Source organism: Luteimonas yindakuii, assembly GCF_004803715.2.
GTDB lineage: Bacteria > Pseudomonadota > Gammaproteobacteria > Xanthomonadales > Xanthomonadaceae > Luteimonas > Luteimonas yindakuii.
Window position 1 is genome coordinate 2,855,084 of record NZ_CP039383.2, and the last position, 20,903, is coordinate 2,875,986.

Consider the following 20,903-nt stretch of genomic DNA (forward strand, 5'->3'; position numbering starts at 1 on the left):
CCCGGGCATGGAGTCGCACATGTCCTCATTCGCCATCTATCTCGCCGGAATGCTGGTCCTGATCGTCGGTCTGGCGTTCGGCGCCTACTTCGCCGGGCTTGCCATGCAGTGGATCATCGTCGGTGCCGTCGTGCTGCTGGGCATCGGCATGGTCACCGCGGTGTCGCGTACGCGGCAGAAGGATCCGGCCGCCTGAGCCGGCCTTACGCCGGCTGCAGGTTGGCGTAGGCCAGCACCAGCCACTTGCTGCCGGCGTCGTCGAAGTTCACCTGCACGCGCGCGTGCGCGCCGTTGCCTTCGATATCGGTGACCACGCCGCTGCCGAACTTCGCATGGGCCACGTTCTGGCCGAGGCGGAAACCCGGTGCGGCATCGTCGACGATGGCGTGACCGGCACGCCGTGGCATCGCATACGACGGTCGCGCGGCCGGCGCGCGCGGGCGCACCTCGTTCAACAGCTGCGACGGGATCTCGCGCAGGAAGCGCGACGGCAGGCCGAGCATGTCCTGGCCATGCAGGCGGCGTGACTCGGCGTAGCTCAGCACCAGCTTCTGCCGCGCGCGGGTGATGCCGACGTAGGCCAGCCGGCGCTCCTCTTCCAGCCGACCGCTTTCGTCGATCGAGCGCTGGTTCGGGAACAGACCTTCCTCGACACCGGCCAGGAACACCAGCGGGAACTCCAGGCCCTTGGCGCTGTGCAGGGTCATCAGCTGCACGCCGTCCTCGCCGGCCTGCGCCTGGCCCTCGCCGGCCTCCAGCGCGGCATAGGCGAGGAACGCGACCAGCTCGGTAAGCGCGGCGGATTCCTCGTCGTCGCCGGGCACGAAGCGCGACGCCACCGACACCAGCTCGTCGAGGTTGTCGATGCGTGATTCGGAATCGAGCCCGCCGCGGCTTTCCTTGGCCCAGTGCTCGCGCAGCCCGGAGCGCGCGAGCATGTGGTCGATCTTCTCGGGCAGCGCCAGGTCGGCCACTTCGCCCGCGAGCGTGTCGATCAGGGCGTGGAAACCCGCCAACGCGTTGCGCGCGCGTGCCGCCAGCACGCTGTCGTGCTGCGTGCGCAGCGAGGCATCCCACAGCGAGAGGCCGTCGGCGCGTGCGCGCATCCGCACCTCGTCGAGCGTGCGCCCGCCGATGCCGCGTGCCGGCGTGTTGACCGCGCGCTCGAACGCGGCGTCGTCGGCGCGGTTGGCGAACAGGCGCATGTAGGCCAGCGCGTCCTTGATCTCTGCGCGCTCGAAGAAGCGCACGCCGCCGTAGACGCGGTAGGGGATCTGTTCGGCGACCAGCTGTTCCTCGATCGCGCGCGACTGCGCGTTGCTGCGGTAGAGCACCGCGCAGTCGCCATAACTGCCGCCATCGCGCACCCACTGGCTGGCGCGCTCGACGATGAAGCGCGCCTCGTCGATCTCGTTGTAGGCGGCGTAGAGGTCGAGCGGATCGCCCTCCCCGCTTTCGGTCCACAGCTGCTTGCCGAGGCGGTCGGGGTTGTGCGCGATCACCGCGTTGGCGGCGTCGAGGATGTTGGCGGTGGAGCGGTAGTTCTGCTCGAGGCGGATGGTCTGCGCGCCGTTGCCGTCGGCGCCGCCGAAGTCGTGCAGGAAGCGCTGCACGTTCTCGACCTTGGCGCCGCGCCAGCCGTAGATCGCCTGGTCGTCGTCGCCGACCACGAACACCTGGCCGCTGTCGCCGGCCAGCACCCGCACGAAGGCGTACTGGATGGCGTTGGTGTCCTGGAACTCGTCGATCAGCAGATGGGTGAAGCGGCGCCGGTAATGGGCGAGGATCGCGGCGTTGTCGCGCAGCAGTTCGTGCGCGCGCAACAGCAGCTCGGCGAAATCGACCAGCCCGGCACGGTCGCAGCGCTCCTGGTACAGCGCATACGCACGGCGCATGGCATTGCCCCACTCGTCGCCGGGCTCGTCCTGCAGGTGCTGCGCACGCCGCCCCTCGTCCTTCTGCGCGTTGATCCACCACGCGATCTGCCGCGGCGGGAACCGCGCCTCGTCGAGCTCGAGCTGCTGCACGACGCGCTTGACCAGCCGCAGCTGGTCCTCGGAATCGAGGATCTGGAACCCTTCGGGCAGCTTCGCGTCCTGCCAGTGCAGCCGCAGCAGGCGATGGGCGAGGCCGTGGAAGGTGCCGATCCACAGCCCGCGCGCCGCGCCCGGCAGCAGCGGCTCGGCGCGATGGCGCATCTCCGCTGCCGCCTTGTTGGTGAAGGTCACCGCGAAGATGCCGTGCGCCGGCACGCCGTGCACCGCGTTCAGCCAGGCGATGCGGTGGGTCAGCACGCGGGTTTTGCCGGAGCCTGCGCCGGCGAGCACGAGGTAATGCCCCGGCGGCGCCGATACGGCCTCGCGCTGGGCCGCGTTGAGGCCGTCGAGCAGGTACGAAACATCCATCGACGCAGTTTACGCGAGCGCGTCGCGCCGCCCGCGACTCAGCCCGGCGCGCCCAGCCGCGCCAGCACCGCGTCGAACGGTTCCGGACGCGCCAGCAGATAGCCCTGGAACTCGCCGCAACCCCGCGCGTGCAGCCAGCTGAACTGGGCTTCGGTCTCTACTCCCTCGGCCGTCACCGCCAGCCCGAGGCTGCGCGCCATGCCGAGGATCGCCTCGCTGATCGCCTCGTTGCCGGGATCACGGCCCAGGTCGCGCACGAACGACTGGTCGAGCTTGAGCCGCTGCAGCGGCAGCTCCTTCAGGTAGGCGAGGCTGGAATAGCCGGTGCCGAAATCGTCGATCGCCAGCGAGACACCCTGCGTGCTGAGCTCCTGCATCACCGTACGTGCTTCCACCGGGCTCGCCAGCAGCACGCTTTCGGTGAGTTCGAGTTCCAGGCGCCCCGGCGGCAGACCGCAGCGGCGCACGGCGCCTCCCACGTCGGCCACCAGCCCCTCCTGGAACTGCAGCGCGGACACATTCACGCCCATCCGCAGGCCGCCCCAGCCGCGTTCGTCGAGCTGGCACCAGCGACGTGCCGCCTCGCCCAGCACCCAGCGGCCCAACCGCAGTACCAGCCCTGATTCCTCGCAGGCTTCCATGAAGGCGCCGGGACCGAGCAGGCCGCGCTCGGGGTGCCGCCAGCGCACCAGCGCCTCCATGCCGCGGGGCTGGCGCCGGTGGTCGAACTGCAACTGGAACGCGAGTTCGAACTCGTCCTGCTGCAACGCGCGGTGGAGGTCCTGGATCAGCTCGAGGCGCTCGCCAGCGCGCGGATCGAACGCCGCGCGGTAGGCGACGCTGCGGTTGCGTCCCAGCCGCTTGGCCTGCGCGCCGGCCTGGCTGGCCGCGCGCAACAGGGCCTGTCCGTCCTCGCCGTCCACCGGGTGGCGGGCGTAGCCGATGCTCGGCGTTACATGCAGCGCGACCCCACGCACGGTGCAGGCTTCGGCCACCGCGGCGCGCAACGCTTCCACCTGTGCCGACAGCGCGGCCTCGTCCGGGCAACGCAGCAGCACGCCGAACTCGTCTCCACCCAGCCGCGCCACCATGCTGCCGGCACCGGCGGCAGCCTCCAGCCGCCGCGCGGACGCGACCAGCAGCTCGTCGCCGACGCCATGGCCCAGGCTGTCGTTGACCAGCTGGAACCGGTCCAGATCGAGGAAGCAGGTGGCGACTACACCGTCGTGTTCGGTCACTGCACGGTCGATCGCCTCGATCAGGCAGTCGCGGTTGGCCAGGCCGGTCAGCGCGTCGTGGCTGGCGCGGAAGGCGCGCTCCTCGGCGTCGCGACGCCGCGCGGTGATATCGGCCACCAGGCCGACGTAATGGGTGACCACGCCCGCGGCGTCGGGCACCGGGCCCATGCGCACTTCGAGCCAGCGCGGGTCGTCCGGGTCACGTTGATCGTGGACCTCGGCTGCGGCCTCCTCGCCCCGCCCGATCGCCTCCCGCAGCGCCGCGGTGGCGCGGGCGTCGACGACCTCGGTGGTGCTCGGGTCGATCTCCAGCCCCTCCCCGGTCACCCCGGTGCCGGTCAGGCGGTTGAAGGCTGCGTTCGCGTACACCAGCCGGTCGGGAGCGACATCGAGGACGAACAACCCTTCCTCGCTGGCGGCCACTGCCCGGCGCAGCAAGCGCAGGTCGGCTTCGGCGCGCACCCGGTCGCTGACGTCCATGGCGATCACCAGCCGCGCCGGCCGGTCCCGGAACGAGAGCAGGTCGCTGGCGAAGATGAGGGCGTGGAAGTGGCTGCCATCGCGCCTGCGATGGAGCCAGATGCGATGGCCGTAGGCCCGCGGGTAGGCCTGGACCTCCTCGCGCACGTCCTCGAGCCGGCCCTCGGCAAGCAGCTCCGCGGCATTGAGCGCGAGGAACTCGTCGCGACTGTAGCCGTACTCGTGCACCGCCGCCTCGTTGGCCTCGAGGATCGCCAGCGTCTCGCGGTCGAACACGCAGGCCGGCAGGGGGTGCTGGTCGTAAAGGAAGCGGTATTGCGCCTCCACATCGCGCACCCGTTCGCGCAAGTGGCCAACCGCTTCCTCCGACGCCTCGATACTGCGGCGCATCCGGCGCTCACGGCGTGCCGCCACCTGCAGGAAACGCAACCCCGCCAGCCACGCCAGCAGCAGGCTGATGAAGCCGGCCGCGAGCACCGCGACAAATGTCCACCAGCCGCCGTACAGCGCCCGCGGTGTCATGCCCACCGTGGCCACCAGCGGCAGGCCCTCGACGGCGGTGAACGCCACCACGCGGTCGCGGCCATCGAGGCGGCTGCGGGCGTCGACCACCGAGCGCGGCGCTACCTTCAGGCGGCTGAAGACGGGCGATTGCGCAGCGTTCAGGCCGGTGTGCCTGGTTCCGGTGTCCGACCGCGCCACCAGCAGCGCATCGCGGGTGAGGATGGTCGCCACCCCGTGCTCGCCCACTTCGTGGTCGGCGAGGATGCCGTCGAAGAATTGCAGTCCCAGCCTGCCGGCCAGCCAGCGCGGCGCATCGCTGCCCGGCGCGGGATGGATCCGCATCGCAATGCCGAGCTCCCAGTCGCGGCCGTCCTCACGAACCAGCGGGCCAAGCTGCAAACGCATCGCCGGCACGGCCGGGTCGACGAACGCAGGCAACCCGGCGCGTTCGACGACCTGCACACTGCGCGCATGCGGATGGCGGTCCAGTAACGCCGCGAGCGCCTCGCGGGTGATCGCCTCCTCATCGGCGAACCCGCCGCTTTCAAGGAAGGCCACGCTCGAGGAGACGCTCCGCATCCCCCGCGCCAGGCTGTCGAATGCGAGGCCGATCTCGCGCGCGTGGCCGTCGGCCAATGCAAGCACATAGCGTTCGCCCGCCGCGCGGCGCACGCGATAGTCGTTCCAGCCGACCGCGGCCGCCACCACCGCCACACAGGTGAGGATCGTGGCGCCCACGCGCAGCGCACGCCGGTGACGTCGGTCCGCCGCTCCCATCCCTGCCCGGTCCGCCACCATCGGCAACCCCGTGTCCGCCCGCGTTCCGGACGTTCCCTGTTCCATGGAGCCATCGTGAGCGCGTTTGCGTCAAGCCGGGATTCACCTTGCCATCGCTGCATCGGCACGCCACGTCGGCCGGCCTAGACTCGGGTGCCCCATCACGAGCCTGCCCACATGATCGACCTCTTCTACTGGCCCACCCCCAACGGCCACAAGATCACCCTGTTCCTCGAGGAGAGCGGCCTCGACTACACGCTGCATCCGGTCGATATCGGCCGCGGCGCGCAGTTCGAGGACGCCTTCCTGGCGATCTCGCCCAACAACAAGATGCCCGCGATCATCGACCGCGCTCCGTCCGACGGCGGCGAGCGGATCACGGTGTTCGAATCCGGCGCGATCCTGCAGTACCTGGCGGAAAAGACCGGCCGCTTCCTGCCCACCGCCCTGCGCGAACGCGTCACCACGATCGAATGGCTGATGTGGCAGATGGCCGGTCTTGGGCCGATGACCGGCCAGTACGGCCACTTCAACGTGTACGCGCCGGAGAAGATCGACTACGCGATCGAGCGCTACACGCGCGAGGTGGAGCGCCTGCTCGGCGTGCTCGACCGCCGGCTGCAGGGCCGCGCGTTCATCGTCGGCGACGACTACACCATCGCCGACATGGCCGCCTATCCGTGGATCGACGTCTACGACAGGGCGCCGATCGATCTCGCCCCGTTCGCCGAGGTGCGTCGCTGGCATGCCTCGATCGCCGAACGTCCGGCCACGCAGCGCGCCTATGCGCTGGCGACGGAGGTCAACCCGAATGCCGGGCAGCCGATGAGCGACGAGGAAAAGAACGTGCTGTTCGGCAAGCGCTGAGCGGCACGGCCCCAGCCGATACACTGGCTCCCCCGCTCCACCGGATCCGCCATGCGTTCGATGTTCGCCGCTGCCGCCGTGATGCTTGCCATCGCCGCCACCTCACCCGCCGCCGAGCGCAGGCTCACCCTGGAAGCGATCACCGGCGACGCGCCGCTCTCCGGCCCAACCCTGATGAAGCCGCAGGTCGCGCCGGACGGCTCGCGGGTGACCTTCCTGCGCGGCAAGGACGCCGACCGCAACCGGCTCGACCTGTGGGAATACCACGTCGACAGCGGCGAAACCCGGATGCTGGTCGATTCGGCGACGGTGTTGCCGGGCGAGGAGACCCTCAGCGACGAGGAGAAGGCGCGGCGCGAGCGCCAGCGCATTGCCGGGCTGTCGGGCATCGTCGACTACCAGTGGTCGCCCGATGCGGCGACGCTGCTGTTTCCGCTTGGTGGCGAGCTCTACCTCTACGACCTGGCGCAGCAGGGCGCGGCTGCGGTGCGCCGGCTCACCGACGGCGGCGGCTTCGCCACCGACCCGAAGATCTCGCCGCGCGGTGGCTACGTGAGCTTCGTGCGCGCGCGCAACCTGTGGGTGATCGAGCTCGCCTCCGGCACCGAACGCCAGCTGACCTTCGACGGCAGCGACAGCATCGGCAACGGCGTGGCCGAGTTCGTCGCCGACGAGGAAATGGGCCGCCACACCGGTTACTGGTGGGCGCCCGACGATTCCGCGATCGCCTATGCGCGCATCGATGAATCCCCGGTGCCGGTGCAGAAGCGCCCGGAGGTCTACGCGGACCGCACCGAGATCGTGGAGCAGCGTTATCCGGCCGCGGGCGACGACAACGTGCGCGTGCAGCTGTTCGTGGTCGCGCCGGACGCGGAGAAGCCTGCCGCACGCGGGATCGACCTGGGCAGGAACCCGGACATCTACCTCGCCCGCGTGCAGTGGCGAGATCCGCAGCGGCTCACCTTCCAGCGCCAGTCGCGCGACCAGCAGACGCTGGAACTGATCGAAGTGGCGCTCGCTGACGGCCGCCAGCGCACGCTCGTCACCGAGACGTCCGACACCTGGGTGCCGCTGCACGACAACCTGCACTTCCTGCGTGACGGCCGCTTCGTCTGGGGCTCCGAGCGCAGCGGGTTCGAACACCTGTACCTCGCCTCGGAAGACGGCCGCGCGCTGACGCCGCTCACCTCCGGCGAATGGGTGGTCGATGGCCTGCTCGCCGTCGACGAAGACCGCGGCCTCGCCTGGTTCGCCGGCACCCGCGACGACGCCACCCAGCGCCACGTCTATTCGGTGCCGCTGGCCGGTGGCGAGCCGACCCGGCTGACCCGCGCATCCGGCATGCACAACGCGAGCTTCGCGCGCAATGCCAGCGTGTTCGTCGACAGCTGGTCGAACACCACGACGCCGCCGCAGATCGACCTGCTGCATGCCGATGGCCGCCCGATCGCCACCCTCGTCGCCAACGACCTTGCCGATCCGCAGCACCCGTACGCGCCGTTCCGCGCCGCGCACCTGCCGACCCGGTTCGGCACCCTGCCCGCCGCCGACGGCACCACCGAACTGCACTACAGCCTGATCCGACCGGCGGACTTCGATCCGTCGAAGCGCTATCCGGTGGTGGTGTTCGTCTATGGCGGCCCCGCCGCGCAGACGGTGCTCGACAGCTGGCCCGGGCGCGCCGACGCGTTCTTCAACCAGTACCTCGCCCAGCAGGGTTACGTGGTGTTCTCGCTCGACAACCGCGGCACGCCGCGGCGCGGCAAGGCCTTCGGTGGCTCGCTGTACCGTCGCCAGGGCACCGTGGAGATCGACGACCAGCTGGCCGGCATCGAATGGCTGCGCGCGCAGCCGTGGGTGGATGCGGACCGCATCGGCGTGCACGGCTGGTCGAATGGCGGCTACATGACGCTGCTGCTGCTGGCCAAGGCCCCGGACGCCTATGCCTGCGGCATTGCCGGCGCACCGGTTGCCGACTGGGCGCTCTACGACACCCATTACACCGAGCGCTACATGCACCTGCCCGAGGACAACCCGGACGGCTATCGCGAGGCCAGCGTGTTCACCCACGCCGGCAACATCCGCCCGGGTGCGCTGTTGCTGGTCCACGGCATGGCCGACGACAACGTGCTGTTCTCCAACTCCACCCAGCTGATGGGCCAGCTGCAGCAGGCCGGGATCCCGTTCGAGCTGATGACCTATCCCGGTGCCAAGCACGGCCTGCGCGGCGCCGATGCGCTGCACCGTTACCGCATCGGCGAGGCGTTCCTGGGGCGCTGCCTGACGCGCTGAACGCCGCGCCGGAACGCGGCGGCCGTGAACGGAATGCTTGCGAACCGCTCCGTATACTCCGCCTCCTTCCGCCATGGGCCCCACCGCGCAGATGCCGTTGTCCACTGATCCGGCGCCGATCGAGGCGCTCGCCATCCGCGCATACACCGCCACCACCGCCCTCGGCCGCGGACGCCAGGCGCAGGCCGATGCCCTGGCGGCGCGGCGTGCGGGCCTGCGCCGCAACGACTTCGGCGCCGATCCGCTCGACACTTGGATCGGCCGCGTGGACGGGCTCGAGGATGCCGCGCTGCCACCGGCGCTGGCGGCATGGGAATGCCGCAACAACCGTCTTGCCTGGCTGGCCCTGCAGCAGGACGGGCTGATGGCAGCGGTGGAAGCGGTGCGCACGCGCCACGGCGCCGACCGCGTCGCGATCGTCATCGGCACGTCCACCTCGAGCATCGGCGCCACCGAGGAAGCCTATGCCCGCGCGGTGGACAGCGTGGTGCCGGCGGACCTGCAGCGCCCCGCCGTGCACCAGCCGCATTCGCTGGGCGGCTTCGTGCAGGCCGCGACGGGGCTCGCCGGACCCAGCATCACCGTGGCCACCGCCTGTTCGTCCAGCGCCAAGGTGTTCGCGCAGGCGGCGCGGCTGATCCAGGCCGGCATCGTCGACGCGGCACTGGTCGGCGGCGTCGACACCCTGTGCGGCAGCGTGCTGTTCGGCTTCAACTCGCTGGGCCTGGTGTCGGCGCAGCCGGCACGCCCGTTCGACCGCGACCGCGACGGCCTGTCGCTCGGCGAGGCCGGCGGCTTCGCGGTGCTCGAGCGCGACGATGGCAGCGCGACGCTGCGCCTGTGCGGCTATGGCGAATCCAGCGACGCCCACCACATGTCGGCACCGCACCCGGAAGGCCTCGGGGCGCGGCTGGCGATGGGCGATGCGCTCGCACGCGCGGCGATCGCGCCGGACCAGGTCGGGTACCTCAACCTGCACGGCACCGCGACCCCGGCCAACGATGCGGTGGAAGCGCGCGCGATCGATGCGCTGTTCGGCGATGGACTGCACGCCAGCTCCACCAAGGGCTGGACCGGGCACACGCTGGGCGCGGCCGGCATCGTCGAATCGGTGTTCGCGCTGATCGCGCTGGAAGACGGCCTGCTGCCGGGCACGCTCAACAGCCAGGTGCCGGATACCGCCTGCGGGCCGCAGCTGCGCTTCGACAACGCGCAGCGTCGCATCGACTATGCAATGAACAACTCGTTCGGCTTCGGCGGCAACAACTGCTCGCTGGTGTTCGGGCGCGCATGAAGGACGTCTCCGGTTTGATCGATTCTCCGTTCGACATCGCCGCCGGATGCGCGCGATGAATCCGCTCGACGCCCGCATCGCCGGGATCGGTTTCTGGGCCAGTGGGCTGCCGTCGTGGGAGGCCGCGCAGGCATTCGTCGCCGATGGCCGCCTGCCGGACGCCGCGCCGCGCCGCCCGTCGCCGGAACTGCTGGCGCCCAACGAACGCCGCCGCGCACCGGAATCGGTGGCGGTGGCGCTGGAGGTCGCGCTCGCGGCCACTCGCGCGGCGGGCCACGACCCGACGACGCTGGCGTCGATCTTCACCTCCGGCCACGGCGATTTCGCGATCACCGGCTATATGTGCGAGACGCTCGCCGACGATCCACGCGCGATCTCGCCGATCCGCTTCCACAACTCGGTGCACAACGCCGCAGCGGGCTACTGGACCATCGGTGCCGGCTGCACCGCCACCACCACCGCGATCAGCGCCGGCCCGGCGACGTTTGCGCAGGGCCTGCTCGAAGCCCTCGTGCAGCTGGCCACCGGCACCCCGGCGGTGCTGCTGGTGGCCTATGACGTCGAGTCGAGCGGCCTGCTGGGCACGCTGACACCGAGCCGTGGCCTGCTGGGGGGTGCGCTGGTACTCACCCGTGCGGACGCCGGGGACGGCCCGCTGCTGCGCGCTTCGCTGCGGACCGGCGCGGGCGCCCCGCCGGAAGGTCCGCTGGCGTTGCGCTTGCGCGACAACGCGATGGCACCGATGCTGCCGTTGTTCGATGCACTCGCCGCCGGTGCCGGACGCGTGTTGCTCGACGCCGGCGCGGCACAGGCCCTGGAGGTTGAAGTGGAGGGGATGCATGTCTGATCCGGCGCGCCTGCACCGCGGCAACGTCGCGGTGGTGATTCCCGCGCTCAACGAGTCCTTGCGCATCCGCGAGGTCGTCACCGGTGCGCTGGCGGAGTGCGATCGCGTGATCGTCATCGACGACGGTTCCAACGACGGCACCGCCGACCTCGTCGCCGACCTGCCGGTCACCGTGCTGCGCCATCCGCAGCGGCTGGGCAAGGGCGCCAGCCTGCGCGACGGCTTTGCCGAAGCGCTGCGCCAGGGCGCGCGCGCGGTGCTGACCATGGACGGCGACGGCCAGCATTCGGCGGCCGATATCCCGCGCCTGATCGCCTCCGCCAACCGCCATCCGGACGCCATCATCGTCGGCGCGCGGCTGCGCAAGCGCAGCTGCCAACCCTGGTATCGGCGGCTGGGCAACGACTTCGGCGACTGGGGCATCGCCATCGGCTGCGGCTACCGGCTGGTGGATTCGCAGAGCGGCCAGCGCCTGTATCCGGCCGCGGTCTGCGCGCTGCGCGACGTGCCCGGCGAGGGCTTCGTGTTCGAGGCGCAGATGCTGATCTCCGCCGCGCGCGAGCTCGGCATGCGGGTGGTCGCGCTGCCGGTGGAAACCCGTTACGCAGTGCCCGGGGCCGGCGTGCAGTTCCGCAAGAGCCACTTCCGCCTGTGGCACGACCTCTACTCGATCACCTCGCACGTGGTCGGCCAGGTGCTCGACCAGGGCCAGCTGCTGCGCCGCTACCGCACCACGCGCGCCAATCCACCGCTGATCGACGACTCCGACACCCCGCCCGAGGCCGCACCGCTGCGTGCCGGGCACCCCACGCACACCGGATGACCATGGACGGAGCCGCCTCCACCCCCGACGTGCTCGTGCTGGGCGGCGGCCTTGCCGGGCTCACCGTCGCCCTGCAGCTGCGCCAGCAGCATCCCGCCCTGGCCATCACCGTGGTGGAGCGTCGCCAGCACCCGTTGCGCGAAGCCGCGCACAAGGTCGGCGAATCGACGGTGGAGATCGGCGCCTACTACTTCGCCGACGTGCTCGGCCTGCGCGAACATCTCGACCAGGCGCAGATCCGCAAGTTCGGCTTCCGCTTCTTCTTCTCCGAAGGCCGCAGCGACATCGACCACTGCACCGAACTGGGCGTCAGCCAGTTGCTGCCGACGCCGTCGTGGCAGATCGATCGCGGCCGTTTCGAGAACTTCCTCGGCGAACGCGCGCGCGCGGCGGGCATCGAATTCCTCGACGGCGCGGTGGTGCGCGCACTCGACATGGACGAGGGTGGCGCGCGCCATGCGGTCACCGTGGAACATGCGGGCGCCAGCCGTCGCTTCGATGCGCGCTGGGTGGTGGACGCCAGCGGCCGCGCCGGCCTGCTCAAGCGCAAATTCGGCCTCGCGCGTGCCAACGCGCACAACGCCAATGCGGTGTGGTGGCGCGTCGATGGCGTGGTCGATCCCAACGAGTGGTCCGACGACCCGGCATGGCTGGCGCGCTGCACGCCGCCCGACCGCTGGCGTTCGACCAACCACATGTGCGGGCCGGGTTACTGGTTCTGGCTGATCCCGCTGGCGTCGGGCGCGCACTCGCTGGGCATCGTCTGCGATGCCGACATGCATCCGCTCGAGACCATGAACACCCATGCGAAGGCGATGGACTGGCTGCGCGAGCACCAGCCGCGCGTCGCCGAGTCGCTCGATCGCGAACAGCACACGCTGCAGGACTTCCTGTTCCTGCGGCACTTCTCCTACGACTGCACGCAGGTGTTCAGTGCCGACCGCTGGGCCATCACCGGCGAGGCCGGGTTGTTCCTGGATCCGTTCTATTCGCCGGGCAGCGATTTCATCGCGATCGCCAACACCTATATCTGCGACCTGGTGGCCAAGGACCTCGCCGGCGAGCCGTTCGCGCCCTACGCCGAGATCTACCAGCAGATGTATTTCTCGTTCTACGCCAACACGCTCACCCTCTACCAGGACCAGTACGCGCTGTTCGGCGATGCCCAGGTGATGCCGGTCAAGGTGATCTGGGACTACACCTATTACTGGTCGCTGCTGGCGCCGCTGTTCTTCTCCGGGCGCCTGACCGACCTGCGCACGATCGGGCGCCTGCGCCCGGTGTTCGCGACGGCCTCGGCCCTGAACCTGGCGATGCAGCCGCTGCTGCGTACCTGGGGCGAACGCAACCTGGCCGTCGAGGAGCCGGCAACGCGCCTGCTCGACCAGGCGCGGATCGACTGGTTCCACGCGTTGAACGGGGCGCTGGGGGAGTCACCCACCCTCGATGACGACGCCTTCGTGGCGGCGCTGGAGGCCAATGTCGAACGCATGCGCGTGCTGGCGGCGGAAATCCTCGACCGCGCACGGGACATGCACGCGGAGATCGATGCGAACGGATTGGAGGCGTTGGTGGCCGGCGCCCGTGGTCCCGCCCTGCTGGCGCCGCACTGGTACGGCGAGGCCGTCGCCGCCTGAGGCCCGCGGGGTCTTTCGCCCACGCGGGCTGGCGCCTGTCTTCAGTTGCCCTGCATGGGCGGCGGGTTGGCGATCCAGATCGCGATGCCACTGCCGTACTGCTGGCTGGGGCTGACGTTCACGCCGACGCCGGCACTGCTGAAGCTGCGACCACCGAAGCGACCACCGCCTGCACCGACGCTGACACCGCCGCCACCCGGGCCCTCGTCCGCGACGCCCTGCAGCAGCACGCCGTTGGCACCGAGCTTCGCCGCTTCCTCGCGCAACTTGCGCAGCACCGAATCGGTCTTGTTCTGCGCGCCATAGGTGAACGCACCCGACTGCGTGCGCAGCACGGCGATTTCCTCGTAGCTGCCGGGCGGCGCGCCGTGGTAGATGCGCACCTGCGCCGGATCGATCGGCGCGCGCGGGGTGCCGGTCAGGATGTGGGAGGACGCGCAGGCCGCCAGCAGCGACACCGCGGCAAGGAGAAAGAGGGTACGCATCGCACGCATGGCGGCAGTCCTCGGGGATGTGGCGGCGAGCATGCGCCGCGCCGGCTGAATTCTGCGTGGAGGACGCGCGGAGCGTCAGCCCATGCCGCCGTTGATGCCGATCACCTGGCCGTTGATGTAGCCGGCCTCGTCGCGGCACAGGAACGCGACCAGCGCGGCGACCTCGTCCGGCTGGCCGGCACGCGCGGCGGGCACCAGTTGGCGGATCGTGGCGGGATCGAAACTGCCCTCGGCCATCGCCCCGGCGATGACCCCGGGCGCGACCACATTGACGGTGATGCCGCGGCTGGCCATCTCGCGCGCCAGTGAGCGGCTGGCGCCATGCAGGCCGGCCTTGGCCGCGGCGTAGTTCGTCTGGCCGCGATTGCCGAGCACCGCGGCCACGCTGGAGACGCTGACGATCCGCCCCCAGCGGGTGCGCGCCATCGGCAGCAGCAACGGCTGGGTGACGTGGAAGAAGCCGTGCAGGGACACGTCGACCACCCGCTTCCACCGGGCATCGGTCATGCCGGCCATCGGCGCGTCGTCGTGGATGCCGGCGTTGTTGACCACGACCTGGATCGCGCCCGCCTCGAGCAGCGGTTCCAGCGCGGCGCGGGTGGCATCGCCATCGGCGACGTCGAATGCGATCGCCTGGGCATTGCCGCCGGCCTCATGGATCGTGGCCACCACGGCTTCGGCGCGGGCGATGTTGGCGTTGGCGTGCACCAGCACATGGAAGCCGTCGGCGGCCAGGCGGCGGCAGATCGCGCCGCCGATATCGCCGCTGCCGCCGGTGACCAGGGCACGGCGTGGCGGAGTTGTCGCTGCGGTTGATGTCGTCATGGATCGGATTATCCATCGTGTGGCCGGGTCGGGCGTTCGCTGATCGACCGAGGTGGCGAGAGAGTTTCGACGCCCACTTCAAGGGTTGTTCGCGCGCCCTCCGGGACTGGCATGGTCTTCGATGCCCGGGCTTCGGACAGGCGCCCACCCCGCCCGGGATCTTCGCTTACCGCTCGGCCAGAACATGCCGCTACGCTTTCTTTGGTTCTTCAAGCTCCGGTGCAAGGACCAGACCGCAGTACTCCTGCGTCCGTAGCCGCTCGGTCGCGATCCGCGCTGCCCGTCACGCGCACCGGCGGGTGTGCTGCCCCGGCCGAAGTCCGCGTCCAGCTACCACGGCCGGCCGCCGGCCATCCATGGCCGGCTGTCAGCACACCCTCCTGGGCACGCGACGGGCTCCTGCGTCCGCCGGCTTCGGCACGGAGATCAACAGCGCTTACAGCAGCCCCTCCTGCAGCCACCACGCAGGCGTTCCTCGTCGTTGATTTTGATTCTTCCCCCGATCAGACGACAGCTCGGAGCCCGCCGCGGACGCAGGGGGATGTCCAGAGCCGGCCATGGATGGTCGGCGGCCGGATGTGGTAGCAGGACGCGGAGATATCCGGCTGGGCATCCCCCTGTGGCCGTGGTGGGCGGCCGGGACTCACACCGGCGTCCACTGGATCGGGAGAAGAACCTTTTTTGTTCAACCATTTCGCGGGTCTGCTCTACGCGAACATGCTCCGGGCCCTCCAGGAACGATTGACACAGCCGGTCTTGCGTGACGCAACGCTGCACGCGGCGAGGTCCGACCGACGCCATGCTGTCGTGCTCACCCGCTGCCGTCAGGCAATCAACCCAGCATCACCGCCGCGCGCCCTTCGGCCAGCACCTGCTCGCCATGGAGGATGCGGAATGCGTACTGCTGGCTGTCGGCACCTTCGGCCACCGCTTCGGCCTCGCCAGTGAGTTCGCCGTCGAGTGCATCGACGTACGGTACGTGCAGCCTGATCCCGCGCAGCGCCACCAGCATCCCCGGACGCACCGGCAAACCCGCGGCGCGACCACGCAGGCCGCCGTGCACGGCCATCGCCTGCGCCCCGTATTCGCACAGATGCACCGCGCGCAGACCATGTGCGCCGCGCAGCGGATGAGAAGGATCACGGTGCGTGGCGCTGGCCAGACGGATGCGGGTGTCGTCCCAGTCGAGCACGCGGTCCCAAAGGCACATCGCACCCTGGTGCGGGACCAGGCCCAGCAACGTGTCGCGATCGATCATGCCGCCTGCGTCCGTGCCGGCCCCGCGTGGCCGGCCAGCAGCACCGCGAACACGAAGTTTCCGATCACCCCCAGCGTGACCGTCATGCCGATCGCGCGCAGCACCGGGATCGACGACAGCGCCAGCAGGCCGAACACCAGCGCGGTCATCGACGAGCACACGACGATGGCGTGCAGCGTGCGCAGGTGCTCGTCGCGGTCGGCGGAGGCACGTTCGAAGAACAGCGCGTAGTCGAGCCCCAACCCCGCCGCCAGCACCAGCGACACCAGGTGGAACAGGGTGAGTTCGATGCCGGCCCCGCGCAGCAGCGCCAGCGTCAGCAACAGGGTCAGGCCCATCGGCAACAGCACCCGCCACACCCGGCGCGGGGTGCGCAGCGACACCCACACCGTCGCCGCCAGCAGCAGTGCGGCGAGCGCCAGCGACAGCAGCACGCCACCGCGCCATGCCGAGACCAGCGATTCCGAGGTGGTCTTGAGGTCGAGCAGCTCGGCGCCATGCGCACGGGCGACGTCGGCCACGCGCTGCGGATCGTCGAGGCCCCCCAGCGATACCAGCGCGGTCGCGCCGTCGCCGCCGGAGAGCAGCATCCCCGATACCGCGGCATCCAGTGGCGTGCCCGCGAGGTCGGCCGCAACCAGCGGCGCCGCCGCGCGTGCGGTTTCGACATCGGCGAGGAACGGCGCGAACGCATCGGCGCGGAACGGACTGTCGAGGAGCGCGGTGTCGAGCGCGGTGCGCAGCGCATCGGGGGTGGGCAGGCGCGCCTGGCGCGCGCGCTGCACCTCGACGGTCGGCAGGTAACGCGCGGCAAGTTCGTAGCTGCCCAGTGCACCTTCGTCGACCAGCGCGTCGAGTGCGGGCAGCAACGTGGCCGATGCGGCAAGCACCGCCTGCTCGTCGGCACCGTGAAGGACCATCAGGTAGCGCACGTCGGGCGCACCCAGCGCCTCGCGCAGGCGCATGTCGTCGCGCATGCCCTGCTCGGGCACGGGGGTCAGCTTCGACAGGTCGTTTTCCCAGAACGGCGCGGGCGCCAGCACCACGACCGCCAGTGCAAGCACTGCGACGACCGACAGCGCCACCGGGCGCGGGCGCGGCACGCGATCGAAGACCCGCGCGCAGGCACGCACCCAGCGCGCCTGGCCGACGTCGTCGGCGCGCGGCGCCAGCAGCGGCGGGAGCAGGTAACGGGTGGCCAGCGCGGCCGCCAGCAGGCCGACGATGGTGAACACCGCGAGCTGGCGCAGGCCGTCGACGCCGGCGACGAAGAACGTGAGATAGGCGATGCAGGTCGAGATGACGCCGGTCAGCAGCGTCGGCCACAGCTCGCGCGCCGTGGTTGCCGGCGCATGGCGGCCATACAGATGGCTGAAGAGATGCACCGGATAGTCCTGTGCAACCCCGATCAGGGTGAAGCCGAACGCCAGGGTGATGCCGTGGATGCCGTCGAACAGCGCCGCCACCGCGGCGAAGCCGGCGAGGCCAGCGGTGGCCAGTGGCAGCACGCCCAGCAGCAACAGGCGCGCACTGCGGTAGGCGAACACGAACAGCAGCACCAGCCCCAGCGTGCCGATCGCGCCGATCGTTGCCGCCTCCTTCGCGGTGCGGTTGCCGATCTCCACCGAAAACGCGCCCGGGCCCGTAAGCGTGAGGCGGCTGCCGCTGTCGCCGGCAGCATCTGCGAACGCCGCTTCGATGGTGGCGACGATCTGCGCTTGCCCAGTGGGATCGAAGCCGGCGGCATGGGTGCGCACCACCAGCAGCGCCTCGGCACCCGCGGCGTCGAACCACACGCCATGCAGGCGTTGTGGTCCGTTTTCCGGCTCCCAGCTTTCAGCCAGGTGCAGAATCTCCAGCGTCGGATCGGACGGCAGCAGCGGCTCCACCAGCGCGCCGGCGGGCGAGCCCAGATCCTGCAGGCGTGCGTCCAGTGCTTCGCGCAACATGTCCGCGTCGAGCGGGGTGTCGTCGAAGCGCTCGCTGAGCAGATAGCGGTAGGGCAACAACTGTGGCGGGATCGCTGCGAGGTCGGACGCGGCGCCATTGGCGACGAACTCGATCAGCGGGTCCGCGGCCAGCGCCTCGCGCAGCGATTCCGATTGCGCGGCAAGCTCGCCGGCATCGGCGCCCGACAGCCCGACCAGCAGCAGCCGCGAGCCCGGGCCGTCGCCAAGCTCCTCGATCAGCAGCCGTTGCGCCGGCGTCTCCGGTGCCGGCAGGAACGCGCGCAGGTCACCGGAGATCTCGAGCCGCTGCGCCGCCCACAGACCAAGCGCCGCCAGCAGCGCCGCCCACAGCAGCGCCAGCATCCACTGCGTTGCAGGCTTCATCCGTTGCGGCCGCCACCCGTGGCTGCGGCGGCAGCGCCTGCGTCGCCATGGCACAGCGCAGCCAGCGCCGCGCCGTCATGCGCCGGCGTCGCCGCGCGCGCGGCGGGGTGGCCAGCAGGGTGCGCTGGATGTCTCCGTCCACCGGGCGGGTCTCGATGCAGCGCAGCTCGGCGCCGCGGCCGTACAGCGCGACCTCGCGCACGCGCGCGGCCAGCGCCGCATCCTTCGGCGCCATGGTCAGGATCCAGCGCTCGCGCACGCCCTGGCTGCGCACCGTGTAATGCCGTTCCAGCGCGACGCGGTCGCCACCGAGCAGTGCGCCGAAGCTCGCCTGCAACGCCGCGAGTTCGGGCGCACGGGTGAGCTTGAACCGGCGCGGGGCGCGGCCTTCGCGGGCGATGGTGGCCTGGTCGCCACGGATCGTGGTGGTTTCGCGGTACGGCGACTGCACCTCGCGCACGAGGGTGGCGTCGTCCGGGCGCTGGTATTCGCCGCTCACCCGCAACGGCGCCTTCAGCATCGGCGAATCGCGCACTTCGAGGAACGACGTGCTCACCGGCGCCGGCCGAGCGATGCGTTCCAGGATCCAGCCCGCCTCGACGGCCGGGCGTTCAGTCGCCGCCGGCTGCGCGAGGACCGAGTACGGCAGCAGCGCGCACAGCGCGATCGCCGCCCATGCCGGCAGACGCCGGCCCGGGCGCATGCACAGGACCCGCCTCTTCGGCGGAAGGATCGACGCCATCATCGCCACGCTCCCAGAAATCGTAGAAGTTGAACCAGTTGTAGGGCGCATCGCGCACGCGATCTTCCAGCTGCGCGGCATAACGCGTGATGAGCGCCGGCAAGGCGGTCGCGCGTTCGCGACGGGCGAGCTGGATGCCGTCGCTAAAGGATTCGAACACCAGATCGTAGCGGTTGCCGCCGCGGTACAGGCCGAAGGCCAGCACCACCGGGATCTTCAGCACCGCGGCGATCAGCCACGGCGCCATCGGGAAACGCGCCGGCGCACCGAGGAACGGCACGCTTGCCGATGGCTCGCCCGGCTGGGCGCGGTCGGCCAGCAGCGCGATCATCGCGCCCTGCGCCGCGGCCTCCTGGATCGCCAGCATGATCGCCGGGCCGTCCTGGCCGGCATCGATCACCGTTGCCGCGATCTCCGGATTGATCTGCTCCAGCAGCGCGGTGACGCTGGCACTGTGGGCACGGTCGAGCACCACCCGGATCGGGACATCCGGACGTTGCCGCGACAGCACCCGCAGCACCTCGAAACTGCCCAGGTGCGAGCCGAACAGCAGCACCCCGCGCCCGCCATCGATATGGCGGTGCAATGCATCGAGGCCGTGGGTGCGCACGTCGAAGCGGCGCATGTCCTCGCTGAGCAGGAACAGGCGGTCGAGGATGGTCTGCGAAAAGGTGTGGATGTGGCGGAACACCTCGCCGGTGGTGGCCGGACGTCCGTGCAGGCGCGACAGATAGGCGCGCGAGTCGCGACGTTCTTCCGGACGCCGCCACATGAAGTACAGCGATACCGGATACAGGACCGCGCGTGCGAATCCGCGGCCGCCGTAACGCCCGATCACGCTGATCGCGGCAACCGCCCAGCGCGCGCCGGCCTCGCGGCGCCACTTCCACTGCGCGCTCACGCCACGGCCGCCGCGTCGTCGACGATCTCGCCGGAGGCCAGCAGCACGTCGTCGCGGGTGACGCGGAAACGCCAGCGACCCGGGGCGGGCACGTCGAGCGCGACGTGTGCGCACTGTCCGGGCAGCAGCGGCTGCAGGAACTTCACCTGCGGCAGGCGCAGCGCGCGCGGCGCCGCGCCGGTGGCCTCGACGGCCTCCAGCACGCGCTCGAGCAGGAGCACGCCGGGAACCACGGGATTGCCGGGAAAATGGCCGGGGAGGCTGGGATGGTCAGGCGCGATTTCGAACTGCATGGTCGTTCCGGCACGCCCCCCTGGCGCGGCTGGTGAAAAGCGGCCAGAGGATACCGGATCGGCGCGGAGCGACCGGCGCGCTGTTCAGCTGCGACGCTGCAGCAGGGCCAGCACCTGCGCGCGGGCCTCGTGCGCAAGCGCCTGGCGGTCGCGATCCGCGACCGCGATCGGCGTGCCGATGCGGACCCGGATCGTGCCCGGGCGCACGCGGAAGAAGCCGGTCGGCGGCAGCACGGCGCCGGTGCCTTCCAGCGCCACCGGCAGCACGTCCACGCCTGCCGCCAGCGCGGTCTGGAACGCGCCGGGCTTGAACTCGCCCACGCTGCGGTCGCGACTGCGCGTGCCCTCGGGGAAGATGCACAGGGTGGCGCCATCGCGGACCAGTTCGGCCGAACGCCGCAGGCTGGCGCTCGCGGCGCGGCGGTTGTCGCGCGGGATGAACACCATGCCCATGGCCCGCGCGTACCAGCCAACGAAGGGCACGCGGGTCATCTCGTGCTTCAGCAGGAAGTGCAGCGGCACCGGCACCGCGCGGAACAACGCGCAGATGTCGATCACCGACTGGTGGTTGGCGACCAGCACGTAGCGGCGCGACCAGTCCACGCCATCGGCGCCTTCCACCTCGAAGCGCGCGCCCGCGCCCCACATCAGTCCGGGCGCCCAGCACCACGAGGCCATGCGCAAGGGCAGGCGCCGGCGTCCGCCGGTGAACACCCACAGCAGCAGCGCGATCGTGATCAACCCCGCCGTCCACGCCAGGGTGAAGCCGAACTGCACGGCATTCGCCGCAGCCCAGGCCAGCCGCTGCATACGCGCCGGGCCGAATTCGATGGAGTCCATTCGCTGATTCACGCGCGCAGCATACCGTGCGTGCACCGCAGCGTCCGCGCGCG

General features: G+C 70.7%; 16 protein-coding genes and 1 pseudogene. 7 read left to right on the forward strand and 10 right to left on the reverse strand.

The genetic code is table 11. The annotated features are described in order from the left end of the window. Nucleotides 1–19: 19 nt before the first annotated feature. The gene (locus tag E5843_RS14180) at nucleotides 20–196 is read left to right on the forward strand and encodes a hypothetical protein (protein ID WP_166432767.1); all 177 of its coding nucleotides are present in this window, start codon (nucleotides 20–22) and stop codon (nucleotides 194–196) included. A gap of 7 nt (nucleotides 197–203) precedes the next feature. Here the strand turns inward: E5843_RS14180 and uvrD are convergent, their stop codons facing one another. Together uvrD and E5843_RS13220 are read right to left on the reverse strand one after the other, a co-directional pair. Further along, nucleotides 204–2,405 (reverse strand): DNA helicase II, encoded by a 2,202-nt coding sequence (uvrD, locus tag E5843_RS13215; RefSeq protein ID WP_136412906.1) that lies wholly within the window; start codon nucleotides 2,403–2,405, stop codon nucleotides 204–206. A 38-nt stretch (nucleotides 2,406–2,443) separates the two neighbouring features. Next, on the reverse strand, nucleotides 2,444–5,404 hold the full coding sequence (locus E5843_RS13220) for a bifunctional diguanylate cyclase/phosphodiesterase (RefSeq protein WP_166816028.1): 2,961 nt from the start codon (nucleotides 5,402–5,404) through the stop codon (nucleotides 2,444–2,446). A 177-nt stretch (nucleotides 5,405–5,581) separates the two neighbouring features. Between E5843_RS13220 and E5843_RS13225 the strand changes: the two genes are divergently transcribed. From E5843_RS13225 to E5843_RS13250, 6 genes are all read left to right on the forward strand, one after another. Beyond that, a complete protein-coding gene (locus tag E5843_RS13225) occupies nucleotides 5,582–6,271 on the forward strand; it encodes a glutathione binding-like protein (RefSeq protein ID WP_136412908.1) in 690 nt (229 codons plus the stop codon). Between the two features lie 51 nt (nucleotides 6,272–6,322). After that, nucleotides 6,323–8,563, forward strand: coding sequence for a S9 family peptidase (locus tag E5843_RS13230; RefSeq protein ID WP_136412909.1), 2,241 nt, complete (start codon nucleotides 6,323–6,325; stop codon nucleotides 8,561–8,563). A gap of 91 nt (nucleotides 8,564–8,654) precedes the next feature. Further along, nucleotides 8,655–9,857: a beta-ketoacyl-[acyl-carrier-protein] synthase family protein gene (locus tag E5843_RS13235; protein ID WP_136413112.1), complete on the forward strand. Its 1,203-nt coding sequence runs from the start codon at nucleotides 8,655–8,657 to the stop codon at nucleotides 9,855–9,857. A gap of 55 nt (nucleotides 9,858–9,912) precedes the next feature. Then, on the forward strand, nucleotides 9,913–10,704 hold the full coding sequence (locus tag E5843_RS13240; protein ID WP_136412910.1) for a beta-ketoacyl synthase chain length factor: 792 nt from the start codon (nucleotides 9,913–9,915) through the stop codon (nucleotides 10,702–10,704). Further along, complete coding sequence (locus tag E5843_RS13245; protein WP_136412911.1) at nucleotides 10,697–11,527, forward strand: glycosyltransferase family 2 protein; 831 nt, start codon at nucleotides 10,697–10,699, stop codon at nucleotides 11,525–11,527. The genes E5843_RS13240 and E5843_RS13245 overlap by 8 nt, the downstream gene beginning before the upstream one ends. Nucleotides 11,528–11,529: 2 nt before the next feature. Beyond that, nucleotides 11,530–13,164, forward strand: a complete 1,635-nt coding sequence (locus tag E5843_RS13250) for an NAD(P)/FAD-dependent oxidoreductase (RefSeq protein WP_136413113.1) — start codon at nucleotides 11,530–11,532, stop codon at nucleotides 13,162–13,164. Nucleotides 13,165–13,205: 41 nt separating this feature from the next. On the opposite strand, the gene E5843_RS13255 is transcribed toward E5843_RS13250, so the two are convergent. The 8 genes and pseudogenes from E5843_RS13255 to E5843_RS13290 all read right to left on the reverse strand — a co-directional run bounded on the left by E5843_RS13255 (nucleotide 13,206) and on the right by E5843_RS13290 (nucleotide 20,850). After that, nucleotides 13,206–13,658: a DUF4156 domain-containing protein gene (locus tag E5843_RS13255; protein WP_134674376.1), complete on the reverse strand. Its 453-nt coding sequence runs from the start codon at nucleotides 13,656–13,658 to the stop codon at nucleotides 13,206–13,208. Between the two features lie 75 nt (nucleotides 13,659–13,733). Next, entirely contained in the window at nucleotides 13,734–14,483 is a 750-nt protein-coding gene (fabG, locus tag E5843_RS13260; protein WP_136412912.1) for a 3-oxoacyl-ACP reductase FabG, read from the reverse strand. An 832-nt stretch (nucleotides 14,484–15,315) separates the two neighbouring features. Beyond that, nucleotides 15,316–15,741: a hotdog family protein gene (locus E5843_RS13265; RefSeq protein ID WP_141066076.1), complete on the reverse strand. Its 426-nt coding sequence runs from the start codon at nucleotides 15,739–15,741 to the stop codon at nucleotides 15,316–15,318. Further along, entirely contained in the window at nucleotides 15,738–18,074 is a 2,337-nt protein-coding gene (locus tag E5843_RS13270) for an MMPL family transporter (RefSeq protein WP_141066077.1), read from the reverse strand. The genes E5843_RS13265 and E5843_RS13270 overlap by 4 nt, the downstream gene beginning before the upstream one ends. Beyond that, nucleotides 18,071–18,777: pseudogene (locus E5843_RS13275) on the reverse strand (LolA-related protein). The gene E5843_RS13270 and the pseudogene E5843_RS13275 overlap by 4 nt, the downstream one beginning before the upstream one ends. Further along, nucleotides 18,686–19,717, reverse strand: coding sequence for a lysophospholipid acyltransferase family protein (locus tag E5843_RS13280; protein WP_141066078.1), 1,032 nt, complete (start codon nucleotides 19,715–19,717; stop codon nucleotides 18,686–18,688). The pseudogene E5843_RS13275 and the gene E5843_RS13280 overlap by 92 nt, the downstream one beginning before the upstream one ends. Then, nucleotides 19,714–20,010, reverse strand: a complete 297-nt coding sequence (locus E5843_RS13285) for an ApeI family dehydratase (RefSeq protein WP_134674381.1) — start codon at nucleotides 20,008–20,010, stop codon at nucleotides 19,714–19,716. Before E5843_RS13285 ends, E5843_RS13280 begins: the two co-directional genes overlap by 4 nt. A gap of 84 nt (nucleotides 20,011–20,094) precedes the next feature. Beyond that, a complete protein-coding gene (locus tag E5843_RS13290) occupies nucleotides 20,095–20,850 on the reverse strand; it encodes a lysophospholipid acyltransferase family protein (protein WP_134674382.1) in 756 nt (251 codons plus the stop codon). Nucleotides 20,851–20,903 lie beyond the last annotated feature (53 nt).